Origin of the sequence: Dorea amylophila (assembly GCF_025567265.1) — a bacterium.
Lineage (GTDB): Bacteria > Bacillota > Clostridia > Lachnospirales > Lachnospiraceae > Dorea_A > Dorea_A amylophila.
The window spans coordinates 102,772-126,997 of record NZ_JAOQJW010000004.1 but is presented as its reverse complement, the minus strand read 5'-3'; the positions used below and the strand labels follow the sequence as shown (position 1 = coordinate 126,997).

Below are 24,226 nucleotides of genomic sequence, written 5' to 3'. Positions count from 1 at the left end.
TGAGGCGGAGATAAGATACATAAATACCAGAAATGGAATAGATTATATTAAGAATAATACAGGGAGAAAAAACGAATTATGTGTGGAATTGTAGGATTTACAGGTGAACACCAGGCAGCACCGATCTTGTTGGATGGTTTGTCAAAACTGGAATATCGTGGTTACGACTCTGCAGGAATTGCTATACGTGACGGCAGTGCAGATGCAGAGATCATTAAGGCAAAAGGCAGACTGAAAGTTCTTGCTGAGAAGACGAATGATGGTGAATCCGTAAAAGGAACCTGCGGTATCGGTCATACAAGATGGGCAACACATGGAGAACCATCTGAGAATAATGCACATCCTCATGCAAGTGATGATGGAAATGTTGTGGCTGTTCATAATGGTATTATTGAAAACTATCAGGAATTAAAGGATAAACTTGTCCGTAAAGGGTATACATTCTATTCTGAGACAGACACGGAAGTAGCAGTAAAACTGATCGATTATTATTATAAAAAATATGAGGGGACTCCGGTAGATGCGATCAATCATGCGCTGGTACGGATCAGAGGCTCCTACGCACTGGCAATTATGTTCAGGGATTATCCGGAAGAAATCTACGTAGCAAGAAAGGACAGTCCGATGATCCTTGGAGTTGCGAACGGAGAATCCTATATTGGTTCCGATGTTCCTGCAATTCTGAAATATACGAGAGATGTATACTATATCGGTAACCAGGAGATGGCACGTGTCCGTAAAGGTGAGATTACATTCTATAACCTGGATGGAGAAGAGATTGAAAAAGAATTAAAGACGGTTGAATGGGACGCAGAGGCAGCAGAAAAATCAGGATATGAGCATTTCATGATCAAGGAAATACATGAGCAGCCAAAGGCAGTTTCAGATACACTGAATTCTGTTATAAAAGACGGAATGATTGATCTTTCAGAGGTCGGACTTTCGGAAGAAGAGATCAAAGAGATCAGCCAGATTTATATCGTAGCATGTGGATCGGCATATCATGTCGGAGTGGCAGCACAGTATGTCATGGAAGATCTGGCAAGAATTCCGGTACGTGTAGAACTTGCATCAGAATTCCGCTATCGCAATCCGATTCTTGATCCGAAAGGACTGGTAGTCATTATCAGCCAGTCAGGAGAGACCGCAGACAGTCTGGCAGCACTCAGAGAATCAAAGAAACAGGGAGTAAAGACACTTGGTATCGTGAATGTAATCGGTTCTTCTATTGCCAGAGAGGCAGACAATGTATACTATACACTGGCAGGACCGGAGATTGCAGTTGCGACAACAAAAGCATACAGCACACAGTTGATCGCAGCTTATACGCTTGCAATTCAGTTTGCAAAGATCAGAGGACAGATTACAGAAGAACAGTATGCCGGATATATTGAAGAACTTCAGAGCATTCCGGAGAAAATTCAAAGAATTATCGAGGATAAAGAGAGACTTCAGTGGTTTGCATCCAAACAGGTGAATGCGAAAGACATTTTCTTTATCGGTCGTGGAATTGATTATGCGATTTCCCTTGAGGGAAGCCTTAAGATGAAAGAAATCAGCTATATTCATTCGGAGGCATATGCAGCAGGAGAATTGAAGCACGGAACGATTTCCCTGATTGAAGAGGGTACACTGGTTATCGGAGTACTGACACAGCCGGAATTATATGAAAAGACACTGAGCAACATGGTAGAGTGTAAGAGCCGTGGCGCATATCTGATGGGACTTACAACATTTGGACATTATAATATTGAAGAAAACGCAGATTTTTCTGTATACATTCCAAAGACAGACCCTCATTTTGCAACATCACTTGCAGTTATTCCGCTTCAGTTACTTGGATATTATGTATCAGTAGCAAAAGGTCTGGATGTAGATAAACCGAGAAACCTTGCAAAGAGTGTAACAGTAGAATAGAAATGAACAGGGTGGGATATGGCATGATAAACAGTCATGGTATATCCCGCTTTTTTGTGCTATACTGATTTTAACTGTAAAAAAGACAAATAAACAAAGGAGAAAGAGAATTATGAAAACAGCATTAGTCATCATGGCTGCAGGAATGGGTTCGCGTTTTGGCGGCGGAATTAAGCAACTGGAACCGGTAGGCCCAAATGGGGAGATCATTATGGATTATTCAATTCATGATGCAATAGAGGCCGGATTTAATAAAGTAGTATTTATCATTCGTAAGGATATCAAAGATGCATTTCATGATGCGATCGGAAAAAGAATTGAAGGAATCTGTAATGAATTGAACATAGAATTTGCTTATGCATATCAGGAGTTGGATGATCTCCCGAAAGGAATTGAAAAGCCGGCCAAGAGAAGCAAGCCGTGGGGAACAGGACAGGCGGTACTAGTTTGTAAAGATATTATCAAAGAGCCATTCGTAGTTATTAATGCAGATGACTATTATGGAAAAGAAGCATTTGTAAAGATTCATGAGTTCCTTGTGGAAAATTATACACCGGAAAAATCAAAAGAACTTTGCATGGCCGGATTCATTCTCGGCAATACTTTAAGTGATAATGGAACTGTTACAAGAGGAATTTGTGCAGTAGATGAGAATGATTATCTGACAGATGTCGTAGAAACTTATGAAATCAAAAAGACATCAGACGGAGCAGAATCTCAGGGAAATAGAATTGATGTAAATGCACATGTATCGATGAACATGTGGGGACTGACACCGGAGTTTGTAGGACTTCTGGAGGAAGGATTTGTAGAATTCTTTGAGAATATCAAAGGGGATGAAGCAAAAGAACTGAAAGGTGAATATCTGCTCCCGATCTATATTGATGAACTTCTGAAAAAGGGAAAAGTAAGTGTTAGACTTCTGGAGACAAAGGATAAATGGTTTGGCGTAACTTATAAAGAAGACAAACCGGTTGTAGTAGAGTCATTTGCAAAATTGATTGCAGACGGTGTATATCAGAAAGATCTGTTTGCAGATCTTAAGGCGTAATATCCGGGATATAACTGCAGGTATGATATCGAAAGCATGTGATTGAACAGGAAGAAAAAAGACAGGAAAGAATATGACGGAAAACAGGAGAAAGAGAAATAAGGCAGGAATTATCTGGCTGTTTCTTGTGCTGATATGGCTGACGATGATTTTTTCATTTTCAGCAAAAAAGGCAGATGAATCGACGGTAATGAGCCGCTCCGTCGGAAAGTTGATTGGAAATATCGTGATTCCGGAGTACAGATCCTGGCCGGAAGATAAACAGGAGCAGTTTGCGGAAAAGATAGATTTCCCGGTACGCAAATGTGCGCATGCGTCGGAATACGCAGTCCTTGGTGTGTTGATGCTGGGGACTGCGTACTCTTTTGCGGAAGATCAGGGAAAAAAGAACAGATTATTATGCTGGTGTGCAGGTACGGCATACGCAGCAACAGATGAATTCCATCAACTATTCGTGCCTGGGCGCAGCTGTCAGTTCAGGGATGTCTGTATTGACAGCGCAGGCATACTGACAGGTATCGTGCTGTTTAGCCTGATAAAGCATCAGATCGCGAAATATAATGAAAAGAAAAAAGTGGCAAAAAACGTGAAAAATCAAGGGAAATCCCTTGACAAGAATCATGATTCGTAATAAACTAAACAAGCGTGCATGGGAACGTTTTGTTTTGATGTGCGACTATTCACAAGATGAATAAGCAACTTATTATAATCGTAGGAGGTGAAAGAAATGCCAACATTTAACCAGTTAGTAAAAAAAGGACGTCAGACATCTGTAAAGAAGTCTACAGCACCAGCACTTCAGAAAGGATACAACTCTTTAAAGAAGAGAAGTACGAATACTTCTGCACCACAGAAGAGAGGTGTTTGTACAGCTGTTAAGACTGCTACACCTAAGAAACCTAACTCAGCTCTTAGAAAGATCGCCAGAGTACGTCTGTCTAACGGAATCGAAGTAACAAGCTATATCCCGGGAGAAGGACACAACCTTCAGGAGCATAGTGTTGTTCTGATCCGTGGAGGAAGAGTAAAAGACCTTCCAGGTACAAGATATCATATCGTAAGAGGAACACTTGATACAGCAGGTGTTGCTAAGAGAAGACAGGCTCGTTCTAAATACGGTGCTAAGAGACCAAAAGATGCTAAGAAATAAATCTATTGCATAGACAACAGATAAGATTTCAAACCAATTAAAAATGTAATCACAAACAGAACTATGATTATGTAAGTTGCAAGGTATATATATGTATGCCCTATGCACTACACAGTATCATTAGAAAGACACATGTGAGTACCGATGAATTAAATTAAGATGTTTAAGGAGGGAAGGACCGTGCCACGTAAAGGACATACTCAGAAAAGAGACGTATTAGCGGATCCAGTATACAACAATAAAGTGGTAACCAAGCTTGTCAACAACATTATGCTTGATGGTAAGAAGGGTGTTGCACAGAAAATCGTATACGGAGCGTTTGAAAGAGTTGAAGCAAAAGCCGAAAAGCCAGCTATCGAAGTATTTGAAGAGGCTATGAATAACATCATGCCAGTACTTGAGGTAAAGGCTAGACGTATCGGAGGAGCTAACTACCAGGTGCCGATCGAGGTTAGACCTGAGAGAAGACAGACTCTTGCACTTCGTTGGCTGACAGTATACTCTCGTGCTAGAGGAGAGAAAACAATGGAAGAAAGACTGGCTAACGAAATCCTGGATGCAGCAAACAATACAGGCGCATCTGTAAAGAAGAAAGAAGACATGCACAAGATGGCAGAAGCAAACAAAGCATTTGCTCATTATCGTTTCTAATTATAGGAGGAAAAAATCTTGGCTGGAAGAGAATATCCATTAGAGAGAACAAGAAATATCGGTATTATGGCGCATATCGATGCTGGTAAGACAACTCTTACCGAGCGTATCCTGTACTATACCGGTGTTAACTATAAGATTGGAGATACTCACGAAGGTACTGCTACCATGGACTGGATGGAACAGGAGCAGGAAAGAGGTATCACAATCACTTCTGCGGCTACAACATGCCACTGGACACTCGAAGAGTTCACAAAACCTAAAAAGGGAGCTCTTGAGCACCGTATCAATATCATTGATACTCCGGGACACGTTGACTTTACTGTAGAGGTTGAGCGTTCACTCCGTGTACTGGACGGCGCTGTCGGCGTCTTCTGTGCTAAGGGTGGTGTTGAGCCTCAGTCAGAAAACGTATGGCGTCAGGCTGACACATACAATGTACCAAGAATGGCATTCATCAATAAGATGGATATCCTGGGTGCTGATTTCTACAATGCAGTAGACCAGATTAAGACCAGACTTGGAAAGAACGCTATTTGTCTTCAGTTACCAATCGGTAAAGAAGATGACTTCAAGGGAATCATTGACCTGATGGAAATGAAAGCTTACATCTACAACGATGATAAGGGAAATGACATTTCTGTTACAGATATCCCGGAAGATATGGCAGATGATGCAGAACTTTACCATACAGAAATGGTAGAGAAGATCTGCGATCTTGATGATGATCTGATGATGCAGTATCTGGAAGGTGAAGAACCATCTGTTGAAGATATGAAGAAAGCACTCAGAAAAGCAACATGCGAGTGTACAGCAGTTCCTGTTTGCTGTGGTTCAGCTTACAGAAACAAAGGTGTACAGAAACTTCTTGATGCAATCCTTGAGTACATGCCTGCACCAACAGATATCCCACCAATCGATGGTGTGGATGAGGATGGTAATGAGGTTGTAAGACATTCTTCAGATGAAGAGCCGTTCTCAGCACTTGCATTCAAGATTATGACAGACCCATTCGTAGGTAAACTGGCATACTTCAGAGTTTACTCTGGTACAATGAACTCAGGTTCTTATGTACTGAATGCTACAAAGAATAAAAAAGAGCGTGTTGGACGTATCCTTCAGATGCATGCCAACAAACGTGAAGAGCTTGATAAAGTATATTCAGGTGATATCGCAGCCGCTATCGGATTTAAATTCACTACAACAGGTGATACAATCTGTGACGAGCAGCATCCTGTAATTCTGGAATCAATGGAATTCCCAGAACCAGTTATCGAGCTTGCTATCGAGCCTAAGACAAAAGCTTCCCAGGGTAAACTTGGTGAATCTCTTGCAAAACTGGCTGAAGAAGACCCTACATTCCGTGCTCATACTGATCAGGAGACTGGACAGACAATCATCGCCGGAATGGGAGAACTTCATCTTGAAATCATCGTAGACAGACTTCTTCGTGAGTTCAAGGTAGAAGCTAATGTAGGTGCTCCTCAGGTTGCTTACAAAGAAGCATTTACAAAACCAGTTGATGTCGACAGCAAATATGCAAAACAGTCAGGTGGACGTGGACAGTACGGACACTGTAAAGTTAAATTCGAGCCAATGGATGTTAACGGTGAGGAAACATTCAAATTCGAATCTTCTGTAGTTGGTGGAGCTATTCCGAAGGAATATATCCCGGCTGTAGGTGAAGGTATCGAAGAGGCTATGCAGTCTGGTATCCTTGGAGGATTCCCGGTTGTTGGTCTTAAGGCTAACGTATATGACGGTTCTTACCATGAAGTCGATTCAAGTGAAATGGCTTTCCATATTGCAGGTTCTCTTGCATTTAAGGACGCTATGAAGAAGGCATCTCCGGTTCTTCTTGAGCCTATCATGAGAGTTGAAGTTACTATGCCGGAAGAGTACATGGGTGATGTTATTGGAGACATTAACTCACGTCGTGGACGTATCGAAGGTATGGATGACCTCGGTGGTGGAAAGATCGTTCGTGGATTCGTTCCATTGTCAGAAATGTTTGGATACTCTACAGACTTACGTTCCAGAACACAGGGACGTGGTAACTACTCAATGTTCTTCGAGAAATACGAGCCAGTACCGAAGTCTGTACAGGAGAAGATTTTATCCAGCAAAAATGACTAATTATTTATAAAACGCTTGAAAAAGTGCTACATTTGAAATATAATCAAATGTAGCCGAGCAAACGAACAATTTGTTAATATGCCATATGGCACTAAATTAAGGAGGATATTCAAAATGGCTAAAGCTAAATTTGAAAGAACAAAACCGCATTGTAATATCGGTACTATCGGTCACGTTGACCACGGTAAAACAACTCTTACAGCTGCTATCACAAAGACACTTGCAGCAAGAGTACCAGGAAACACAGCAGAGAACTTTGAAGATATCGATAAAGCTCCAGAAGAGAGAGAACGTGGTATCACAATTTCTACAGCTCACGTTGAGTACCAGACAGAGAAACGTCATTATGCACACGTTGACTGCCCAGGACATGCTGACTACGTAAAGAACATGATTACAGGAGCTGCTCAGATGGATGGAGCTATCCTTGTTGTAGCTGCTACTGATGGTGTTATGGCTCAGACAAGAGAGCACATCCTGCTTTCTCGTCAGGTAGGTGTTCCTTACATCGTTGTATTCATGAACAAATGTGATATGGTTGACGATGACGAACTTCTTGAATTAGTAGAAATGGAAATCCGTGAACTCCTTGACGAGTATGAATTCCCAGGAGATGATACTCCAATCATCCAGGGATCAGCTCTTAAAGCTCTTGAAGATCCTAACTCAGAGTGGGGAGACAAGATCATGGAACTCATGGATGCTGTAGATTCTTATATCCCAGATCCAGAGCGTGATACAGATAAGCCATTCCTTATGCCAGTAGAGGACGTATTCTCTATCACAGGACGTGGTACAGTTGCTACAGGTAGAGTAGAGCGTGGTGTTCTTCATGTATCTGACGAAGTAGAAATCGTTGGTATTCACGAAGAGACTAAGAAGACAGTTGTAACAGGTGTTGAAATGTTCCGTAAACTTCTTGATGAAGCTCAGGCTGGTGACAACATCGGTGCTCTTCTTCGTGGTATCCAGAGAACAGAAATCGAAAGAGGACAGGTTCTTTGTAAACCAGGTTCAGTAACATGCCATCACAAATTCACAGCTCAGGTTTACGTTCTGACAAAAGATGAAGGTGGACGTCATACTCCATTCTTCAACAACTATCGTCCACAGTTCTACTTCAGAACAACAGACGTTACAGGTGTTTGCGAACTTCCAGAAGGTGTTGAAATGTGCATGCCTGGTGACAACGTAGAAATGACAATCGAACTGATTCACCCAGTTGCTATGGAGCAGGGACTTCGTTTCGCTATCCGTGAAGGTGGACGTACTGTAGGATCAGGACGTGTTGCTACAATCATCGAGTAATACAATCTGAATATAGATTTGTTATCGTAAGATAACGTTGTGTCCAAACGTAAGATACCCCAGAAACCTTGTGTTTCTGGGGTTTTTCTGTACTCTAAGAAAAGAATTGTTTGTAAAATTATCAGATTAGAAACAGTGAAACGTTTATCAGAAAGATGAAATACGGATAAATTTAAAATTGAAAAATCAGTCTAGCGGTGCCAAAACGGTGCCAAAAAGAAACTCCTGCGAATATTTGCTATTCACAGGAGTAATTTTTTTACCAGCCTTTGATCTGTTTGATCTGTTCAGCACGTTCCGGATCACGATGATATTGCAGTTTCAGACGGATCGTTTCCACAACTTCCTGTCTGGCTTCATCATCAAGCTGATAGAACGATGTGAGCAGATTATCTACATCAGGCATACTGTTCTTACCGAAAAGATACATCAACGGGTACATAGAATTTTTTAAATAAGTCTTTACACGGCTTGCGTCTAATGCTCCGTTCAAACCGTCTGGAAGTGTAGGATAAATCTCTTCTTCCTTAATTGTGCCAGAAAATGGACTGGCAGAACATATCTCATTCACATCAATTTGTAATTCATTTGCAAGTCTTAAAGCAAAATCAAATCGAATATTGGAATCTTTTTGAATAATTGAATATAAGGTTGTGGCACTGATTCCGGTTGCCTTTGCAATTTTACGGACATTTGTGCCTTTTTCATCAAGATATTTCTTTAAATTTTTACCGTCACCCATAGAATCCTCCTTTTTCATATATTGCAAAATTACGAAAAACATAAATCTATAGAATATCATAGCACAGACCTGGAATAAAATAAAGAGAAAATAATATACGAAGTTCGTAAAAATATGTTTACGAAATATTGACAATGAAATAAATACATGATATTATCAATTTACGAAAATCGTACAGATATAGAAATACAGTAAACGTATTCTGTATCTGGAGAGGAAAGGAGGATGCAGTATGGCAAGCTACAATTATATGATGAGTGCTGATGAAGTGGCACAGGAATTAAACTGCTCAAAATCTTATGCTTATAAACTGGTGAAAGCTATGAATAAGGAACTGGCTGCACAGGGATATATTACGATGGCTGGAAGAATACCAAAGGCGTTTTGGGCAAAAAAGATGTATGGCTATGAAATAGCAGGAAATTAAGGAGGATTAATATGGCTTACAGAGAAAAAGACACAAAAAAATGGACAGCCCAGTGGTTTGAGACAAATGTTATGGGTGAGAAGAAAAAACGCAGAAAGCGTGGATTTGAAACAAAGCGAGAAGCATTGGAGTTTGAACGAAGTAAAAAGTTGAGCACTGAGCGAAGTATGGATATGAAACTGAGCGATTTTATTGAGATTTATTTTTCAGACAAACAGAATGACCTAAAAGATCGAACAATCAAAAATAAAAGATATATGATGCAACAGCATATCGTTCCATACTTTGGAAATCAGATGATGAGTGAGATCAAGGCTTCACAGATTATTCAGTGGCAGAATGAAATTCAGAAAAAAGGATATTCAGATTCTTATCTGAGAATGATTCAGAATCAGTTGACCAGTCTGTTTACACATGCAGCTAAAATATATGATTTGCCAGTTAATCCATGCAAGAAAGTGAAACGAATGGGAAATTCGGATTCGAGAAGTTTGAACTTCTGGACACTGGACGAGTACAAACAGTTTATACAGACAATGGAGCCGGGAACAAGATATTATCTTATATTTGAGATGCTGTTCTGGACTGGGTGCAGGATTGGGGAGCTGCTTGCGATTACAAAAGCTGATATCAATTTTGAAAAGAATCAGCTTAGTATCAATAAGACTTATTACCGAACAGGAATGCAGGATATTATCACAGAACCAAAAACAAAACAGTCCTTTCGAACAATCGAAATTCCAGAATTTTTGAAAGAGGAAATTAAGGAATTTGTAGATGGTCACTACGGAATGCCGGATACAGAAAGATTGTTTCCAGTTGTTCAGGAAGCGGTACAGCATAAGATGAAACGGCAGATTGAACTGGCAGGAGTAAAGAAAATCCGAGTGCATGATCTCAGACACAGTCATGTGGCTTATCTCATTGAGAAAGGTGTAGAACCGTTACTGATCCGGGACAGATTGGGTCATAAAGATATTCGTATCACATTGAATACTTATGGACATCTTTATCCAAATCAGCAGAGGAAGATTGCAAATCTGCTGGATAATGAAAATGCAGTTACCGGATTGGGAGAAGAAAGAGATGAATGTTGAAAAGGCAAAAGAAAAAGCCCAGATAAATAATCTGAGCAAGTTCTCTGATAATCAGATTAACTGATATACCATCTTGGCAGATTCAGTATATCACGAATCGAGAAATACGACAATTCCCGAATATCTGTTCATCAGAGACTTGCCCAGAAGGGCAGGAGGAGATGATGGAATGAATATGAATGAAAAAAACAAAATTAAGAATTGCAGAATAGAACCAAAACTGAAACTGATCAATATGGATTCAGTAGAGGTGGAACAGGTAGAATGGCTGCTTTATCCGTTTATTCCTTATGGAAAAGTGACCATTATACAGGGAGATCCAGGAGAAGGAAAGACAACAATGGTACTTCAGATTATTGCAAAACTGACCAGAGGAGAGCCGATTCTTCCTGTTACTGATACAACAAAAGAAAAACGAAGTGATGAAGTCGGTAGTGAGAATGAAGATCTAGATGCCAAAGATAATATTCAGGAACAGTCTTCTATGTCACCTGTAAATGTGATTTATCAGACAGCGGAAGATGGTCTAGGAGATACTATCAAACCCAGATTACTTGCTGCAGGTGCAGATTGTTCGAGGGTGCTGGTGATTGATGACAGTGACCAGCCACTGACAATGGCAGATGCCAGATTAGAAGAAGCAATCGTGCAGACAAAAGCCAAAATGGTTGTTCTTGATCCGATTCAGGGATTCCTGGGAGCAGAGGTAGACATGCACAGGGCAAATGAGATCAGGCCATTGATGAAGCGTGTCGCAGTGCTGGCAGAAAAATATCACTGTGCAGTCATTTTAATCGGTCATATGAACAAAAACAGTAACGGCAAATCTTCTTATCGAGGACTTGGCTCCATTGATTTTCAGGCTGCTGCAAGAAGTGTCCTGATTGTCGGGCGAGTGAAAGATGAACCAGAAGTAAGAGTGGTATGTCATACGAAGAGTTCTCTTGCACCGGAAGGAACGTCCATTGCATTCAGACTGGATAAGAATAATGGCTTTGAATGGATTGGAGAATATGATATCAGTGCCGATGAACTTCTTAATGGAGACGGCAGAGGGCAGAAAAGTCGGAAAGCAAAAGAATTTCTCCTTGAAATACTGGCAAATGGAGGAATGACTCAAAAGAAAATTGCAGAAGAAGCCGAAACCAGAGGAATAAAAAGTAAAACGTTATGGAATGCCAAACGGGAACTTGAAATTGATTCTGTAAAACGTGGAAAGCAATGGTATTGGATGCTGCCAGAATAAAAATGGAAGATGGCAAGATTACCATTTCTTAAGAAGAGGGAATCTTGCCACCTTGAAAGGAGAACAGATGCAAAATAAAAATGTACAGATTCCATACGAGTTATTTTTTCAACTCCTGCAATATTTTTTGATGGATAACTACGATGGCGAAGAAATAATCCGGTTGGGATTGGAGAAAAAACTGGATGCAATGGTGAATCGTGAAGTGTATAGCAAATCCAAAACAGCACCAACGGAAGAAGAAAGGGAAAAGTTCCGGCAGGAATATCTGGACAGACGGGGAATACCGGAGAACTTTCGATGGTAAAGGTTCTTTCTGACTACTTTATTACAGGAGCGTGTCACGCACCTGTAGATAGCAGACAAGTAGAAAGCTGGTAAGATGTAGCCGGGAGTTTGTTGGTGGAGAAGAGAATTTTCAAAAGGGAGCCCTGATTCAGGGCGTCCCTGCGGAAACGCTAAATGAAAGGAGAATGGCATAATGCGAGAAGGAAGATTAGGATATAACAGTTATAACAAAAGATATGGATTATTATCATCAGATCTATGGATTGATACAGGATTTCACTGTGGAGAATGCCTGGAAGTGTTGCTTGATGATGAATGGGTTCAGACTAGAATGGAAATGAATTCTGCAAGAGAATGGTATCTTGTAGGAACACCGTATTGTGGTGATCTGGAATATATCCGGGCAAGGATACCGGGATAATTCAGCCATACAAGTAACGCAGGAGTGAACCGACCAACGGGAGGAATAGCCCCCGGCAGGGCGCAAGGGTACTTTTGATGGACGGTACGGCTGTCGAAAGTGCTTTTGCGTTACTTTTGACAAAAGTAACAAAACCGCCGTATCCGGCGAAAGTTTCTTAATATCGCTATTACTGGCGTGAATAAAAATTATGTGCCATATCTAGCACTTGATTAGAAAAGAGGTGAGAAACATTATGATAAAACGAACAATTAGCGGTATGATTGGGAAAGGTTCTCTGGCTCATAACAGGAGAGAGTTTTTCGCAGAGAATGTAGACCCAGACAGAGTACAATTAAATATTTGTTACCAGAATGAAAATCTGAAAGAAGTTTACAAAGAGTTATTTGATGATGCTGTGGAGAGATACAATACCGGGAAAAGAAAAGACCGGAAGATTACAAATTACTATGAAAAAATCCGGCAGGGAAAACAGGAAAAGTTGTTCCATGAAGTGATTTTCCAGATTGGAAACCGAGAAGATATGGCTGTTGGAACAGAAGCAGGAAATCTGGCTGTAAACGTACTGGATGAGTATGTAAAAGATTTCCAGAAACGGAATCCGACACTTCGGGTATTTAGTTGCTATTTGCATCAGGATGAGGCTACTCCACATCTTCATATTGACTTTATTCCTTATGTGACGGGCTGGAAAGGAAAAGGAATGGATACCAGAGTTTCGCTGAAACAGGCATTAAAAGGTCTTGGATTTCAAGGTGGAAATAAGCATGATACGGAGCTGAATCAGTGGATAAATCATGAAAAAGAAGTACTGGCAGAGATTGCAAGGCAGTATGGAATTGAATGGGAACAGAAAGGTACTCATGAGGAACATCTGGATGTCTATAACTTCAAGAAAAAAGAACGGAAAAAGGAAGTACAGGAATTGGAGCAGGAAAAAGAGCATCTAACTGCTGAAAAAGAAGAATTAACAGCACAAATTGCAGAATCCAGAGCAGATATCCAGAATTTAAAAGACGATAAGGAACAGGCAATCAAGGCGAAGCAAGAAGCAGAACAAAAGGCAGGGAGCGCAGAAAAAGAACTAAAAAGCCTGGAAGATCGCAGAGAACAGCTACAACCGATTATGGATAGTGTGAGCAAAGAAATCAAAGAATATGGAACAGTTAAAATGTTACTGCCGGAGGCGGGCACGCTAGAACGGGCAGTAACCTATCGAGACAAAAAAATTAAACCACTGTTTCTTCAAATAAAGAATAAGGTTGCTGTAATGGCGGCTCAGGTTAAAGAACTCACGAAAGAGGTGGAAGGGTGGAAGAAAAAATATCAAAAGGTGAAACAGAAATATAATGCTATTCAGAGAGAACTGGATGATATACGTAAAGACAATCAGAAATTGTCAGAAGAAAAAGATATATTACAAGGTGTTTCTGATAGGTATGATCATGTTGTGCGTGTTCTTGGAATAGAAACTGTAGATACAGCAGTACAGCAGGATATTCAAAACGAGAAAGTCCTGGAAGAAAAGCGACGGATGGAGCAAATGCCGAAGGGAAATATTCATGAAAGATTGGCATGGGGAATGAAAAAAAGCGAGATGGAGAATCAGCAGCGTAAGAAAACTAAATCAAAAAATAGAGAAATGGAGAGATAAGATTATGGAAACACACATTTATGATGAAAAGAACGGATTAAGCTATACTTTGCATGGAGATTATTATTTGCCGAATTTGGTATTGAATGAAGAAAAACCGATATATGGGAAATATGGAATGCTGCGAAAACAGTTTCTGAAGGAACACAGATTAGCAAAATATCAATATTTGTTGTTGACTGGAAAGCTGACGGAACACCTGAATCAGATTGATCAGGAGAGCAGAGAACAGGTGGAAATGCTTATGGAACAGATGGCAGAAAAACAGGGTGTAACTGAAGAATTAAAGGTACAGAACCAGACGAAGTGGGTTAGGCTGATGAATAATATAAAAGCCAGTGCAGAAGAAATGGTGTTGAGAGAAATACTTTATATATAAGTATTGGTTGTAAAGGACTGAACAGGAAAAGTATAATACTATCCGGCTTATTAAGATTTATTTCACATCTCTTGATTTTTATTACGGTTACTGATATAGTTATTACAGTAACCGTAATAAGGAGGGGATGCTATGAGGGATAATGTGAAAAGTGGTGCACTCACAGAAGTGACATTCTATATTTTGCTTTCACTCTATTCACCTAAACACGGATATGCTGTCATGCAGTTCATTGAAGAAAAAACAGGTGGGCGGCTTTCATTGGGAGCAGGCACTTTATATGGTGCATTAAATTCAATGCAGGAAAAGGGATGGATTGAGCTTTTCGGAGATAGTGAAGGTAGAAAAAAAGAGTATCTTATCACTGTAAAAGGAAAGGAGATAGCTGAAAAAGAACTTATCAGACTTCGTGAACTTGTAGGTATTGCAAGCGGAATTGTAGGAGGTACATTATGAGCAAAAAGTGTTATCGTTTTTTTGGCGGGCTATTGACGGTACAGAAAAACTGGCTGAATAAGATGGCTGAAAAAGGTTATCGCCTTATTCGAACGGGAAAATTACTCTATGAATTTGAAAAATGTAAGCCAGGTCAAGTTCAATATTGCGTGGAGTTTATAGGACAAAAATCAAAAGCTAATGCTGAAGATTACCATGATTTCTTGGAAGAAATGGGATATTCCGTATTCTATAAAAATATCAATCTTAATTATTCTGTTGGTAAAGTTCGCTGGCGTCCGTGGGCTGAAATTGGCGGTCGTATTGCAACAAACACTACAACATTTAACAGGGAATTGCTGATTGTAGAAAAAGAAAATGATGGAAAACCTTTTGAACTTCATACGTCCTATGAAGATAGGGCAAATTATTACAGTAATTTGCGAAATCCCTGGCTTTTATTAATGCTTATGCTCGTGGCATTTGCTACCGTAAATCGGTCTGTTATTTTAGGCATAGTTGCTGTGATTTTTCTAATCCCTGTCATTATATACCAGTTGCAAATTATGAAAAATAGGCATGAAGCGAAGATGAAGGAGTGGTGATTCAGGATAACAAGGTTGGTTTAGCTGATGCAATGTAATGCACTGTCGTTTGAGGGTTAGTAGCCCGTTCTTAAATTTGTGGGCAGTTTGTTGCTGATGATATAAATATTAGAGAAAATTAATTGAAAGTTAAAAAAAGAAAGTAATAAGTAAACAAAGGCTCAATTGTAAACATGTATTGGGAACGCTATAATGGAAATAAGGACAGGAGGTGCGAACAATGCGTATTGGTGAGCAGATAAAAAACTATCGAAAAACTGAGGGATTAACACAAGAACAGGTGGCAAATTATCTGGGTGTTTCTACTCCTGCGGTAAATAAATGGGAAAAGGGAAATACATATCCGGATATCTCATTACTTCCAGCTTTGGCACGATTATTGAAAATTGATATGAATGAATTGTTTTCGTTTCGTGAAGAATTGACCGAAAAAGAGATTGGACAATTTGTGAATGAACTTTCGGAAGTTTCATTGGACAGCTTTACAGAGGCTTTCGAGATGGCATCTCGTAAAATACAGGAGTATCCTCATTGCGACTTATTAATATATACGATCGCAACCGTTCTGAACGGATCTTTGACTTTGTCAGATCTTAATGGCGAAGAACGAATGGAATATAATACAGCTATTATTGAGTGGCTGGAACGAACAGCAGACAGTCAGGATGAAAGAGTGAGAAATTCAAGCGTTTTTATACTTGCAACAAAATATGTCCAAATGGAGAAATATGAAGAAGCAAATGCCCTTTTGAAAAAAATTCCTGATACTGTAATTGATGCAACGATTATGAAAACAAGTGTATTAGCACATCAGGAAGGAACAGACACTGCTGCGTTATTCCTGGAAGGGAAACTGCTACAGGCAGTTGTCAATATTCAAAGCTACTTGTATAAGTTAATTGAAATGGAAGAAGAAACAGGAAACCATGATAAAGCAGAGAGAATTGCTGAGATTACAGATCACATGATATCGTTGTTTGGACTATGGAATTACGGCAACACAGTGCCATATCTGCTGATTGCTGGATATCGAAAAGATGTAGAAAAATGTGTTCAGTTAATTAAGCAATTATTAAGTGAATCACAGAAGCCTTGGAATATGACACAATCCCCTTTGTATTACAGGTATGAAGATACTGCACAGGGAAAAGCCTTTTCGGGAGTTGGAAAAAATTTTGTTCGTGAATTGTATTCGGAAATTGAAAATAAGAAAGAGTATGAATTCTTGAGAGGGAATAAGGAACTCGAATTAATTTTTGAGGAACACTTGAAATAGGTTGTAAAAATGTATGGAAATAGATATAGTTGAGAAAGAAGAAAATTTTTGACATTTCCACAGATGCGTGCTAATATGATTATAGAAAAAGAGTGCTACCGATAGACGGTTAGTCCGTTTTACTATTTAGAATATCATCAAAGATAACCGCTTAGTTTACCAGACCAGGGCGGTTATTTTTGTGGTTTATGATTATCTTTGCCTAATGTATATCCGATACTAAAGCAGGTTAAGCCGAAGCTCACTACTGCTATGAAGTCAATAATACTCATTGGCTTAGCCCTCCTTTCCACTGGATTCCTTTACAGGTTTCTATGTAATCAGAGGGTCACAGGTCTCCGTTTCACTTCGGTCGTTGCAAAACGAGTGCCACTGGCACTCTGCAACCCTCTGGAGAAGGACTAACCGCCTACCGTTATGGTAGCACCCATGTTTCGATTATAACAGTTAAAAATTACCGGTGCAATATAAAGTTGGTAGAGAAGTATCTAGTATCTACAGAAGAGAATCGGTTTGAGTATTCTCCGGTGCCAAAACGGTGCCAAGAAATCAGGCAAATCAAAATAGGTGGTGCAATTCAGCCGTTTTTCACTGTATTTTGGAGAGAAAACCATAAAAAATATGAGATAAAACGGGATTAAAGTATCGTGAAGGTGGACGTACTGTAGGATCAGGACGTGTTGCTACAATCATCGAGTAATCATAATCTGTTATCAGAATATTAACTCAAATATAAAAAATGCAGGTAAGAATGGAAACATTCTTACCTGTTTTTTTATTTTATGCCCCGAGAAATTATGTTATGATATTAATAAAAACAGATTTAACCATAAGACAATTAATAGGAGAAGGGAAAATATGCAGAATCCAGAAATCCTGATTATAGGAGCGGCAATCATAGATATACTGGCCAGACCGGTGAATACCAAGGTGTTTGATACAGGTTCCTACCCTGTCGAAGATATTCATATGACAACAGGAGGGGATGCGCTGAATGAAGCAACGATTCTTGCAAAGACAGGACATAAAGTTCAATTAGAAACAGTAATTGGAGAGGATGAAGCCGGAAAATTCATATTAAATCACTGTCGGGAATGCGGTATGGTCATCAGAAATGAAAGTGTAAGGAATGAGCAGATAACCGGTATGAATGTGGTGCTTGTGGACGAAAACGGATCAAGAAGTTTTTTGACAAATCCATATGGAACACTCAGGAGTCTTAGGAAGGAGTATATCCGGATGCCGTTTCCGGATAGTGTGAAGATTGTATGTTTTGCAAGCATTTTTGTGTTTCCTGAGATCGGACCGGTTGAATTAAAGGATATATTTAGGATCGCAAAGAGACAGGGGAAGATTGTCTGTGCTGATATGACAAAACGTAAGAAAGAGGAGACAATAAAAGACATGGCAGATGCTTTTTCATATATAGATTATTTATTCCCGAACGACGAAGAGGCTATGCTTTTGACAAAAACCAGAAATGTAGAAGAGGCTGCAGAACAGATCAAACATACTGGTGTGGGAAATGTAATCATTAAATGTGGAAAGCGTGGCTGTTATGTAAGGACAGATGAGGATAAATATTGGATTACGGCAGTAGAAGATGTGGAATGTATAGATACTACAGGGGCAGGGGATAGTTTTGCAGCAGGATTCATGAGTGCGTTACTGGCCGGCAGAAGTGTAATAGAATGTGCAAAGGAAGGCAATAGATATGGAGCAAAAGCAGTTCAATATGTAGGAGCAACAGAATGGTTAAGACATGAAATTTTAGATGGTAAATAGCATATTTGGATGTCTATTTAGCCTGTGAAACCGTCTATTTAACATGCGTGTGTTTTTCTATGTCAAAATATATGCATTTCTGTCTGTTAGTATCAATCATATAGAGTATTTCAAAGGAAAATACGGAATACTTTACACAGAAAATATCCTTAGAAAAGGAGTTCAGATTCTTCAGGAATCCGCAAAAGAGGATGTAAAAATCCGCAGGGTATCAGAGAATATTTTTTGCTTCTGGCTAATGGAACCGGTAGAATTAGAGCTCTACATACAACAACTAAAAGAGGCATTCAGAAAAAAAGGGGAAGAAGAGGATCTGCCATTTTCCTCCTCGATAGGTGCAATATACAATAATACAATAGGAAAAGAAAATATTGACGAATTGATTGACCGGTGTGGAAAGATGCGGCTTTTGAACGAAAAGCATGCAGAAGCAGAGTTTAGTGAAGGAAAAATGAAGATGTTATAAAAAGTGATTATGGAGGTAAAGGATGTTATACATAGGTGTAGATCTTGGAACGTCAGCAGTAAAACTTCTGGTGATGGATGAGACCGGAGACATTAAAAAGATTGTTTCGAAAGAATATCCGCTCTTCTTCCCGCATCCGGGATGGTCAGAGCAGAAACCGGAAGACTGGTTTGAAAAATCGATGGAGGGAATCAAAGAACTGACGGCAGAGTGTGATAAGTCACAGGTAGCAGGAATCAGCTTCGGAGGACAGATGCATGGATTGGTTGCGTTGGATAAAGATGACAAAGTCATTCGTCCGGCAATTCTATGGAATGACGGAAGAACAGGAGAAGAGACGGAGTATCTGAATGAAGTGATCGGAAAAGAGAAATTGTCTGAGTATACGGCGAACATTGCATTTGCCGGATTTACAGCACCAAAGATTCTCTGGATGAAGAAACATGAGCCGGAGAATTTTGCAAAGATCACAAAAATCATGCTGCCGAAAGATTATCTGGCTTATAAGCTATCCGGTTCTTTCTGTACGGATGTATCGGATGCTTCCGGTATGTTGCTTATGGATGTGAAGAATCGCTGCTGGTCAAAAGAGATGATGGACATTTGCGGGATTACAGAAGATAAACTGCCAAAATTATACGAAAGTTTTGAAGTAGTTGGAACGCTGAAAAAAGAAGTCGCAGATGAGCTTGGGTTTTCAGAGAATGTAAAAGTAATTGCCGGTGCAGGAGATAATGCTGCGGCAGCAGTGGGAACCGGAACAGTCGGGGACGGAATGTGCAATATTTCCCTCGGAACATCCGGAACAATCTTTATATCCAGTAACAAGTTCGGAGTAGACGAGAACAATGCACTGCATTCATTTGCACATGCGGACGGGTACTATCATCTGATGGGATGTATGTTGAGTGCTGCATCCTGCAACAAATGGTGGAACGAAGAGATTCTGAAGACAAAAGATTTTGCAGCGGAACAGGACGGAATTACAAAGCTTGGCGAAAATCGTGTATTCTATCTGCCGTATCTGATGGGAGAGAGATCTCCGCATAATAATCCGGATGCAAGAGCAATGTTTATCGGAATGTCCATGGATACTACCCGTAAAGATATGACACAGGCAGTATTGGAAGGGGTTGCATTTGGCCTGCGTGATTCACTGGAAGTTGCAAGAAGGCTTGGAATTAAGATTGAAAGAACCAGGATCTGCGGCGGAGGGGCGAAGAGCCCGCTCTGGAAGAAGATGATCGCCAATATCATGAATCTGAAGGTGGATGTGGTAGAGAGCGAAGAAGGGCCGGCGCTTGGCGGAGCAATGCTGGCAGCAGTAGGATGCGGAGCATATCCGGATGTAGAGGCTGCGGCTGCCAAGATTGTAAAGGTCGTAGATACAGTAGAACCGGATACGGAACTGACAACAAAGTATGAAGAACGATACCAGCAGTTCAGGAAAATCTATCCGACTGTAAAATGCTTATATGAAAAATGTTGATTTCACTTCCGTGGATAAGGCGGATATGTTAAAATAACTTGAAGAGTGAAATCTTAGATAAAGAGGTATGAGATGTGTAATTCTCATACCTCTTTTTTAAGACAAAGGAAAAAGAGGAGGAAAATGAACTATGGAAAGTCATAAGATTATCCAGGTAGAAGAAAAAGTACCATTGAAACTATTGCTGCCACTTAGTATCCAGCATATGTTTGCGATGTTTGGGGCATCGGTGCTGGTTCCGTTCATATTCGGAATCAATCCAGCGATCGTACTTTTTATGAACGGTGTGGGAACGCTGATCTTTATCGTGGTGACAAAAGCGAAGTCACCGGCGTATCTAGGATCCAGCTTTGCATTCCTTGCACCAGCTGGTGTCGTGATCAGTAAGATGGGGTATCCGTATGTGGAAAGACTCAGTGATGCGGTATTCAATATCCGTATGCTGTATGATGACACGGTGCTGATCGGCGGTGAACTGGGAGAATATGCGGACTACTTCATCGAAAAAGTATGGGGGATTCTGGACAGCCAGGATATCTACCGGGAAGAAAGTGCAAAGGATTATGTAAAAGTCTGTGAAGATGGAGAGAATGTGATCGCGATCGGAGCAGCAATGTATTATATCAATCAGGCGGCAGTCAGATTGTAAAAGAATCTAAGAGATCAAGGAGGAAAAAAGATGACAGAATTAGAAATCAAGGAACAGATGTGTGAAGTGGGCAGACGCGTATATAACAAAGGCATGGTGGCGGCTAATGATGGAAACTTTTCCGTAAAATTAAACGATCACGAATTCTTATGCACACCAACAGGTGTAAGTAAAGGGTTCATGACACCGGAATTCATCTGTAAAGTAGATGAGAATGCGAATGTATTAGAGGCTAATGAAGGATTCCGTCCCTCTTCGGAAATTAAGATGCATATGCGTGTTTATAAAGAAAGACCAGATGTAAAATCTGTTGTACATGCACATCCGATGTATGCAACATCATTCGCATGTTGTGGAATGGGTCTGACAGAGAAGATCATGCCGGAAGCAGTACTGTCACTTGGAGAAGTACCGCTTGCAAAATACGGAACACCTTCTACAGACGAGATTCCGGATGCAGTTGCAGAATATCTGGATTATTATGATGCAGTACTTCTGGAAAACCATGGAGCTTTGACCTATTCCGATTCCCTGATGAATGCGTATTTTAAGATGGAATCACTGGAGTTCTATGCAAGACTTCTGTATCAGGCAAAAATGCTTGGCGGCCCGAAAGAACTTCCGGAAGAACAGGTACTGAGACTTTATTCTATGAGAAGCCAGTATGGACTGACAGGAAGACATCCTGCCGACAAACTGAAAAAATAATCACAAAAGAGCTGAAAAACGGGAAAGAAAGGAGCGTACAGGATGGAAAATCAGAATACACATTATGTTCTGGCATTTGATTTTGGTGCTTCCAGTGGAAGGGCAATTCTCGGCGCCCTGAAAGATGGGAAAATAGAGATGAAAGAGATCCACCGCTTTTCGAATGATCCTGTTATCGTAAACGGAACGATGTACTGGGATACACTCCGGCAGTTCTTTGAGATCAAGCAGGGAATTGTCAAAGCGAAAAAATATGGAACCATCGACAGTATGGGGATTGATACATGGGGCGTGGATTTTGGACTGATCGATGAACATGGTGCACTTCTGGAAAATGCCGTACATTATCGTGATGAGCGGACACGCGGAATGGACAGAAAAGTATTTACGAAGATCCCGAAATCAGAACTTTATAATATAACAGGAAATGAATTTAACTACTTCAATACAATCTTTCAGTTAAATGCATTGAAAGAAAATCGCCCATGGATGTTAGAAAGAGCGAATAAATTCCTCTTTACACCGGATCTTTTTAACTATTTCCTGACAGGAGAAAAGAAAGCAGAGTATACGATGGCAACAACGTCCTCACTCCTGGATATCCGGAAAAGAGAGTGGTCGGAAGAAGTGATAGAACGGATCGGACTGAAGAAAGAATTATTCCCGGAGCTGATCGCAAGTGGAAGTATCGTCGGTCCTCTGAAAAAAGAAATCTGTGAAGAACTTGGCGTGAATTCGATGAAGGTTATAGCTGTAGCCTCTCATGATACACAGAGTGCATCGGCAGCAGTCCCAACGCAGGAAAAAGATTTTATCTTTATCAGTTGTGGTACATGGAGTCTGTATGGCACAGAACTGGATGAGCCGGTTATTGGAGAAAAATCACTTGAGATGAATGTATCGAATGAAGGCGGTTATGGAGGAAAGATTAATTTCCTTAAGAATCTGACCGGTCTTTGGATGGTGCAGGAAAGCAGAAGGCAATGGATTCGGGAAGGCAATGAATATAGCTTCGGAGAGCTGGAGACACAGGCAAAAGAAGTGGAATTATTCCAGAACTTTGTGGATGCCAATGCAGAAGAATTTGTATCATCTGGCAATATGCCGCGCAGGATTCGTGAATATTGTAAACAGACGGGTCAGACAGTACCGGAGACGCCGGGCGAGATCGTATGCTGCATCAATCAGAGTCTTGCAATGAAATACAGAAGGGAACTGGATAAGATACAGTATTGCCTGAATAAGAAGTATGACACGATCCATATGATCGGTGGAGGAATCCAGAGTAAACTGCTCTGCCAGATGACGGCTAATGCAACCGGCTGCCGCGTAGCTGCAGGACCAGTAGAAGCTACTGCATTTGGAAATATTGCAGTACAGATGATCGCACTTGGCCAGATCAAAGATATCAAAGAAGCAAGAGAGATCATTGAACGTTCTGAGGCGACCTGTTATTATGAACCGCAGAATACAGAAGAGTGGAGTCAGGCATATGCACGTTACTGTCAGGTGACAAAAAGACAGGAAGAAGGATTAGAATAAAAAACATAATAAAAACTCCGGAGAAGAGATTGTTCAAATCTTCTCCAGAGTTTTGCTATCCCAGGGGAGGGATATGTATTACTTACTGGAGTTCCGAGATGGTTACATCACCATATACAGATTTCCAGTCAGCATCAAAATTATCTACGGCTTTCAGAATATGAGCCTGTGTCAGTGCAGCTGATAAGATGGAAGGATCCATGGTTGCTGTCTGTGCACCGGCAAGGAAAGCGCGGTCAACCTGGCCTGCATTCTTAAAGCTTGCGCCAAGAATCTGTGTGTGATATCCGTAAAGTCCTATCATTTCTGCAAAAGAAGCAATGACATCATCCGGATCGATTCCCATATTTTCCATCCTGTTAAAGTATGGTGCGATATAATCAGCTCCTGCTTCCATGGCAAGGAATCCCTGCTGTTTGCTGTAGATTGCGGTAGCGGTTACATTAACGTCCTGTTTTTTGAGAGTTTTGATCGCTTTGATACCTTCTAATGTAACAGGAACTTTGACGCATACCTGATCGTCTACTTTGTTAAGGATCGTCTCTGCATCACGGAGCATTCCGTCAGTGTCCAGTGCCGTAACCTGAATATGCAGAGTCTTGTCCATTCCGATGATAGAACGGATCTCGTTCATATGCGCAAAGAAATCAATCTTTCCTTCTTTTTTTACAATCGATGGATTTGATGTAACACCGGCGATTGGGAAAATGTCTGTATAGTAACGAATTGCATCAAGATTAGCTGTGTCTAATAAATATTTCATAAGAAACCTCCTGAAAATTAATAATATGAAATAAATAAGTG

The 24,226-nt window shown here is 40.4% G+C and carries 24 protein-coding genes and 1 pseudogene; 23 read left to right on the top strand and 2 right to left on the bottom strand.

Going from position 1 to position 24,226, the window contains the following annotated elements; translation table 11 throughout:
* The first annotated feature begins 78 nt into the window (after nt 1-78).
* The 7 genes from glmS (at nt 79) to tuf (ending at nt 8,213) form a co-directional block, all read left to right on the top strand.
* Nucleotides 79-1,917: a glutamine--fructose-6-phosphate transaminase (isomerizing) gene (glmS, locus tag OCV72_RS03465; protein WP_055281953.1), complete on the top strand. Its 1,839-nt coding sequence runs from the start codon at nt 79-81 to the stop codon at nt 1,915-1,917.
* Nucleotides 1,918-2,029: 112 nt separating this feature from the next.
* Nucleotides 2,030-2,968, top strand: coding sequence for a nucleotidyltransferase family protein (locus OCV72_RS03460; protein WP_055281951.1), 939 nt, complete (start codon nt 2,030-2,032; stop codon nt 2,966-2,968).
* 73 nt (nt 2,969-3,041) lie between these two features.
* The gene (locus OCV72_RS03455; protein WP_055281949.1) at nt 3,042-3,599 is read left to right on the top strand and encodes a VanZ family protein; all 558 of its coding nucleotides are present in this window, start codon (nt 3,042-3,044) and stop codon (nt 3,597-3,599) included.
* 96 nt (nt 3,600-3,695) lie between these two features.
* On the top strand, nt 3,696-4,118 hold the full coding sequence (gene rpsL / locus OCV72_RS03450) for a 30S ribosomal protein S12 (protein ID WP_055281947.1): 423 nt from the start codon (nt 3,696-3,698) through the stop codon (nt 4,116-4,118).
* A 180-nt stretch (nt 4,119-4,298) separates the two neighbouring features.
* Complete coding sequence (gene rpsG / locus OCV72_RS03445; protein ID WP_022415687.1) at nt 4,299-4,769, top strand: 30S ribosomal protein S7; 471 nt, start codon at nt 4,299-4,301, stop codon at nt 4,767-4,769.
* Between the two features lie 18 nt (nt 4,770-4,787).
* The gene (gene fusA / locus OCV72_RS03440) at nt 4,788-6,905 is read left to right on the top strand and encodes an elongation factor G (RefSeq protein WP_055281945.1); all 2,118 of its coding nucleotides are present in this window, start codon (nt 4,788-4,790) and stop codon (nt 6,903-6,905) included.
* A 114-nt stretch (nt 6,906-7,019) separates the two neighbouring features.
* Nucleotides 7,020-8,213 carry an elongation factor Tu gene (tuf, locus tag OCV72_RS03435; RefSeq protein WP_028087889.1) on the top strand — a complete coding sequence of 398 codons (1,194 nt, stop codon included), beginning with the start codon at nt 7,020-7,022 and terminating at the stop codon, nt 8,211-8,213.
* A gap of 259 nt (nt 8,214-8,472) precedes the next feature.
* Here the strand turns inward: tuf and OCV72_RS03430 are convergent, their stop codons facing one another.
* Entirely contained in the window at nt 8,473-8,955 is a 483-nt protein-coding gene (locus OCV72_RS03430) for a helix-turn-helix domain-containing protein (protein WP_015541737.1), read from the bottom strand.
* A gap of 232 nt (nt 8,956-9,187) precedes the next feature.
* On the opposite strand from OCV72_RS03430, the gene OCV72_RS03425 reads away from it, so the two are divergent.
* The 16 genes and pseudogenes from OCV72_RS03425 (at nt 9,188) to OCV72_RS03350 (ending at nt 23,422) form a co-directional block, all read left to right on the top strand.
* Nucleotides 9,188-9,382 carry a hypothetical protein gene (locus OCV72_RS03425; protein ID WP_055258613.1) on the top strand — a complete coding sequence of 65 codons (195 nt, stop codon included), beginning with the start codon at nt 9,188-9,190 and terminating at the stop codon, nt 9,380-9,382.
* A gap of 11 nt (nt 9,383-9,393) precedes the next feature.
* The gene (locus tag OCV72_RS03420; protein WP_055258611.1) at nt 9,394-10,479 is read left to right on the top strand and encodes a site-specific integrase; all 1,086 of its coding nucleotides are present in this window, start codon (nt 9,394-9,396) and stop codon (nt 10,477-10,479) included.
* 169 nt (nt 10,480-10,648) lie between these two features.
* Nucleotides 10,649-11,725, top strand: a complete 1,077-nt coding sequence (locus tag OCV72_RS03415; protein ID WP_055258609.1) for an AAA family ATPase — start codon at nt 10,649-10,651, stop codon at nt 11,723-11,725.
* A 67-nt stretch (nt 11,726-11,792) separates the two neighbouring features.
* Entirely contained in the window at nt 11,793-12,032 is a 240-nt protein-coding gene (locus OCV72_RS03410; protein ID WP_055258607.1) for a hypothetical protein, read from the top strand.
* Nucleotides 12,033-12,206: 174 nt separating this feature from the next.
* Nucleotides 12,207-12,434, top strand: a complete 228-nt coding sequence (locus OCV72_RS03405) for a DUF5348 domain-containing protein (RefSeq protein ID WP_055281943.1) — start codon at nt 12,207-12,209, stop codon at nt 12,432-12,434.
* 235 nt (nt 12,435-12,669) lie between these two features.
* Nucleotides 12,670-14,088: a plasmid recombination protein gene (locus tag OCV72_RS03400; protein WP_055281941.1), complete on the top strand. Its 1,419-nt coding sequence runs from the start codon at nt 12,670-12,672 to the stop codon at nt 14,086-14,088.
* A 4-nt stretch (nt 14,089-14,092) separates the two neighbouring features.
* Nucleotides 14,093-14,467, top strand: a complete 375-nt coding sequence (locus OCV72_RS03395) for a TnpV protein (RefSeq protein WP_055258600.1) — start codon at nt 14,093-14,095, stop codon at nt 14,465-14,467.
* Between the two features lie 132 nt (nt 14,468-14,599).
* Nucleotides 14,600-14,923: a PadR family transcriptional regulator gene (locus OCV72_RS03390; RefSeq protein WP_055056227.1), complete on the top strand. Its 324-nt coding sequence runs from the start codon at nt 14,600-14,602 to the stop codon at nt 14,921-14,923.
* Nucleotides 14,920-15,507 (top strand): DUF2812 domain-containing protein, encoded by a 588-nt coding sequence (locus OCV72_RS03385; RefSeq protein ID WP_055056226.1) that lies wholly within the window; start codon nt 14,920-14,922, stop codon nt 15,505-15,507. Before OCV72_RS03390 ends, OCV72_RS03385 begins: the two co-directional genes overlap by 4 nt.
* Before the next feature lie 220 nt (nt 15,508-15,727).
* A complete protein-coding gene (locus OCV72_RS03380) occupies nt 15,728-16,783 on the top strand; it encodes a helix-turn-helix domain-containing protein (RefSeq protein ID WP_055281939.1) in 1,056 nt (351 codons plus the stop codon).
* An 858-nt stretch (nt 16,784-17,641) separates the two neighbouring features.
* Nucleotides 17,642-18,568: a carbohydrate kinase family protein gene (locus OCV72_RS03375; protein ID WP_055281937.1), complete on the top strand. Its 927-nt coding sequence runs from the start codon at nt 17,642-17,644 to the stop codon at nt 18,566-18,568.
* A gap of 238 nt (nt 18,569-18,806) precedes the next feature.
* Nucleotides 18,807-19,034, top strand: a complete 228-nt coding sequence (locus OCV72_RS03370) for a hypothetical protein (protein ID WP_242859193.1) — start codon at nt 18,807-18,809, stop codon at nt 19,032-19,034.
* 22 nt (nt 19,035-19,056) lie between these two features.
* Complete coding sequence (gene xylB, locus OCV72_RS03365; protein WP_055281932.1) at nt 19,057-20,523, top strand: xylulokinase; 1,467 nt, start codon at nt 19,057-19,059, stop codon at nt 20,521-20,523.
* A gap of 130 nt (nt 20,524-20,653) precedes the next feature.
* Nucleotides 20,654-20,926, top strand: a pseudogene (locus OCV72_RS16735) (solute carrier family 23 protein); the annotation flags it as partial.
* 276 nt (nt 20,927-21,202) lie between these two features.
* On the top strand, nt 21,203-21,880 hold the full coding sequence (locus OCV72_RS03355) for a class II aldolase/adducin family protein (protein WP_055281928.1): 678 nt from the start codon (nt 21,203-21,205) through the stop codon (nt 21,878-21,880).
* Nucleotides 21,881-21,922: 42 nt separating this feature from the next.
* Nucleotides 21,923-23,422, top strand: coding sequence for a rhamnulokinase (locus OCV72_RS03350; protein WP_055281926.1), 1,500 nt, complete (start codon nt 21,923-21,925; stop codon nt 23,420-23,422).
* Nucleotides 23,423-23,504: 82 nt separating this feature from the next.
* On the opposite strand, the gene OCV72_RS03345 is transcribed toward OCV72_RS03350, so the two are convergent.
* Nucleotides 23,505-24,185: a fructose-6-phosphate aldolase gene (locus OCV72_RS03345; RefSeq protein ID WP_055281924.1), complete on the bottom strand. Its 681-nt coding sequence runs from the start codon at nt 24,183-24,185 to the stop codon at nt 23,505-23,507.
* Between the last annotated feature and the right edge of the window lie 41 nt (nt 24,186-24,226).

Bases quoted from the DNA above. Each gene is read 5' to 3' on its own strand.
- glmS (WP_055281953.1), top strand. From the start codon at position 79: ATGTGTGGAATTGTAGGATTTACAGGTGAACACCAGGCAGCACCGATC.
- OCV72_RS03460 (WP_055281951.1), top strand. From the start codon at position 2,030: ATGAAAACAGCATTAGTCATCATGGCTGCAGGAATGGGTTCGCGTTTT.
- OCV72_RS03455 (WP_055281949.1), top strand. From the start codon at position 3,042: ATGACGGAAAACAGGAGAAAGAGAAATAAGGCAGGAATTATCTGGCTG.
- rpsL (WP_055281947.1), top strand. From the start codon at position 3,696: ATGCCAACATTTAACCAGTTAGTAAAAAAAGGACGTCAGACATCTGTA.
- tuf (WP_028087889.1), top strand. From the start codon at position 7,020: ATGGCTAAAGCTAAATTTGAAAGAACAAAACCGCATTGTAATATCGGT.
- OCV72_RS03430 (WP_015541737.1), bottom strand. From the start codon at position 8,955: ATGGGTGACGGTAAAAATTTAAAGAAATATCTTGATGAAAAAGGCACA.
- OCV72_RS03425 (WP_055258613.1), top strand. From the start codon at position 9,188: ATGGCAAGCTACAATTATATGATGAGTGCTGATGAAGTGGCACAGGAA.
- OCV72_RS03420 (WP_055258611.1), top strand. From the start codon at position 9,394: ATGGCTTACAGAGAAAAAGACACAAAAAAATGGACAGCCCAGTGGTTT.
- OCV72_RS03415 (WP_055258609.1), top strand. From the start codon at position 10,649: ATGAATATGAATGAAAAAAACAAAATTAAGAATTGCAGAATAGAACCA.
- OCV72_RS03410 (WP_055258607.1), top strand. From the start codon at position 11,793: ATGCAAAATAAAAATGTACAGATTCCATACGAGTTATTTTTTCAACTC.
- OCV72_RS03405 (WP_055281943.1), top strand. From the start codon at position 12,207: ATGCGAGAAGGAAGATTAGGATATAACAGTTATAACAAAAGATATGGA.
- OCV72_RS03400 (WP_055281941.1), top strand. From the start codon at position 12,670: ATGATAAAACGAACAATTAGCGGTATGATTGGGAAAGGTTCTCTGGCT.
- OCV72_RS03395 (WP_055258600.1), top strand. From the start codon at position 14,093: ATGGAAACACACATTTATGATGAAAAGAACGGATTAAGCTATACTTTG.
- OCV72_RS03390 (WP_055056227.1), top strand. From the start codon at position 14,600: ATGAGGGATAATGTGAAAAGTGGTGCACTCACAGAAGTGACATTCTAT.
- OCV72_RS03385 (WP_055056226.1), top strand. From the start codon at position 14,920: ATGAGCAAAAAGTGTTATCGTTTTTTTGGCGGGCTATTGACGGTACAG.
- OCV72_RS03380 (WP_055281939.1), top strand. From the start codon at position 15,728: ATGCGTATTGGTGAGCAGATAAAAAACTATCGAAAAACTGAGGGATTA.
- OCV72_RS03375 (WP_055281937.1), top strand. From the start codon at position 17,642: ATGCAGAATCCAGAAATCCTGATTATAGGAGCGGCAATCATAGATATA.
- OCV72_RS03370 (WP_242859193.1), top strand. From the start codon at position 18,807: ATGGAACCGGTAGAATTAGAGCTCTACATACAACAACTAAAAGAGGCA.
- xylB (WP_055281932.1), top strand. From the start codon at position 19,057: ATGTTATACATAGGTGTAGATCTTGGAACGTCAGCAGTAAAACTTCTG.
- OCV72_RS03355 (WP_055281928.1), top strand. From the start codon at position 21,203: ATGACAGAATTAGAAATCAAGGAACAGATGTGTGAAGTGGGCAGACGC.
- OCV72_RS03350 (WP_055281926.1), top strand. From the start codon at position 21,923: ATGGAAAATCAGAATACACATTATGTTCTGGCATTTGATTTTGGTGCT.
- OCV72_RS03345 (WP_055281924.1), bottom strand. From the start codon at position 24,185: ATGAAATATTTATTAGACACAGCTAATCTTGATGCAATTCGTTACTAT.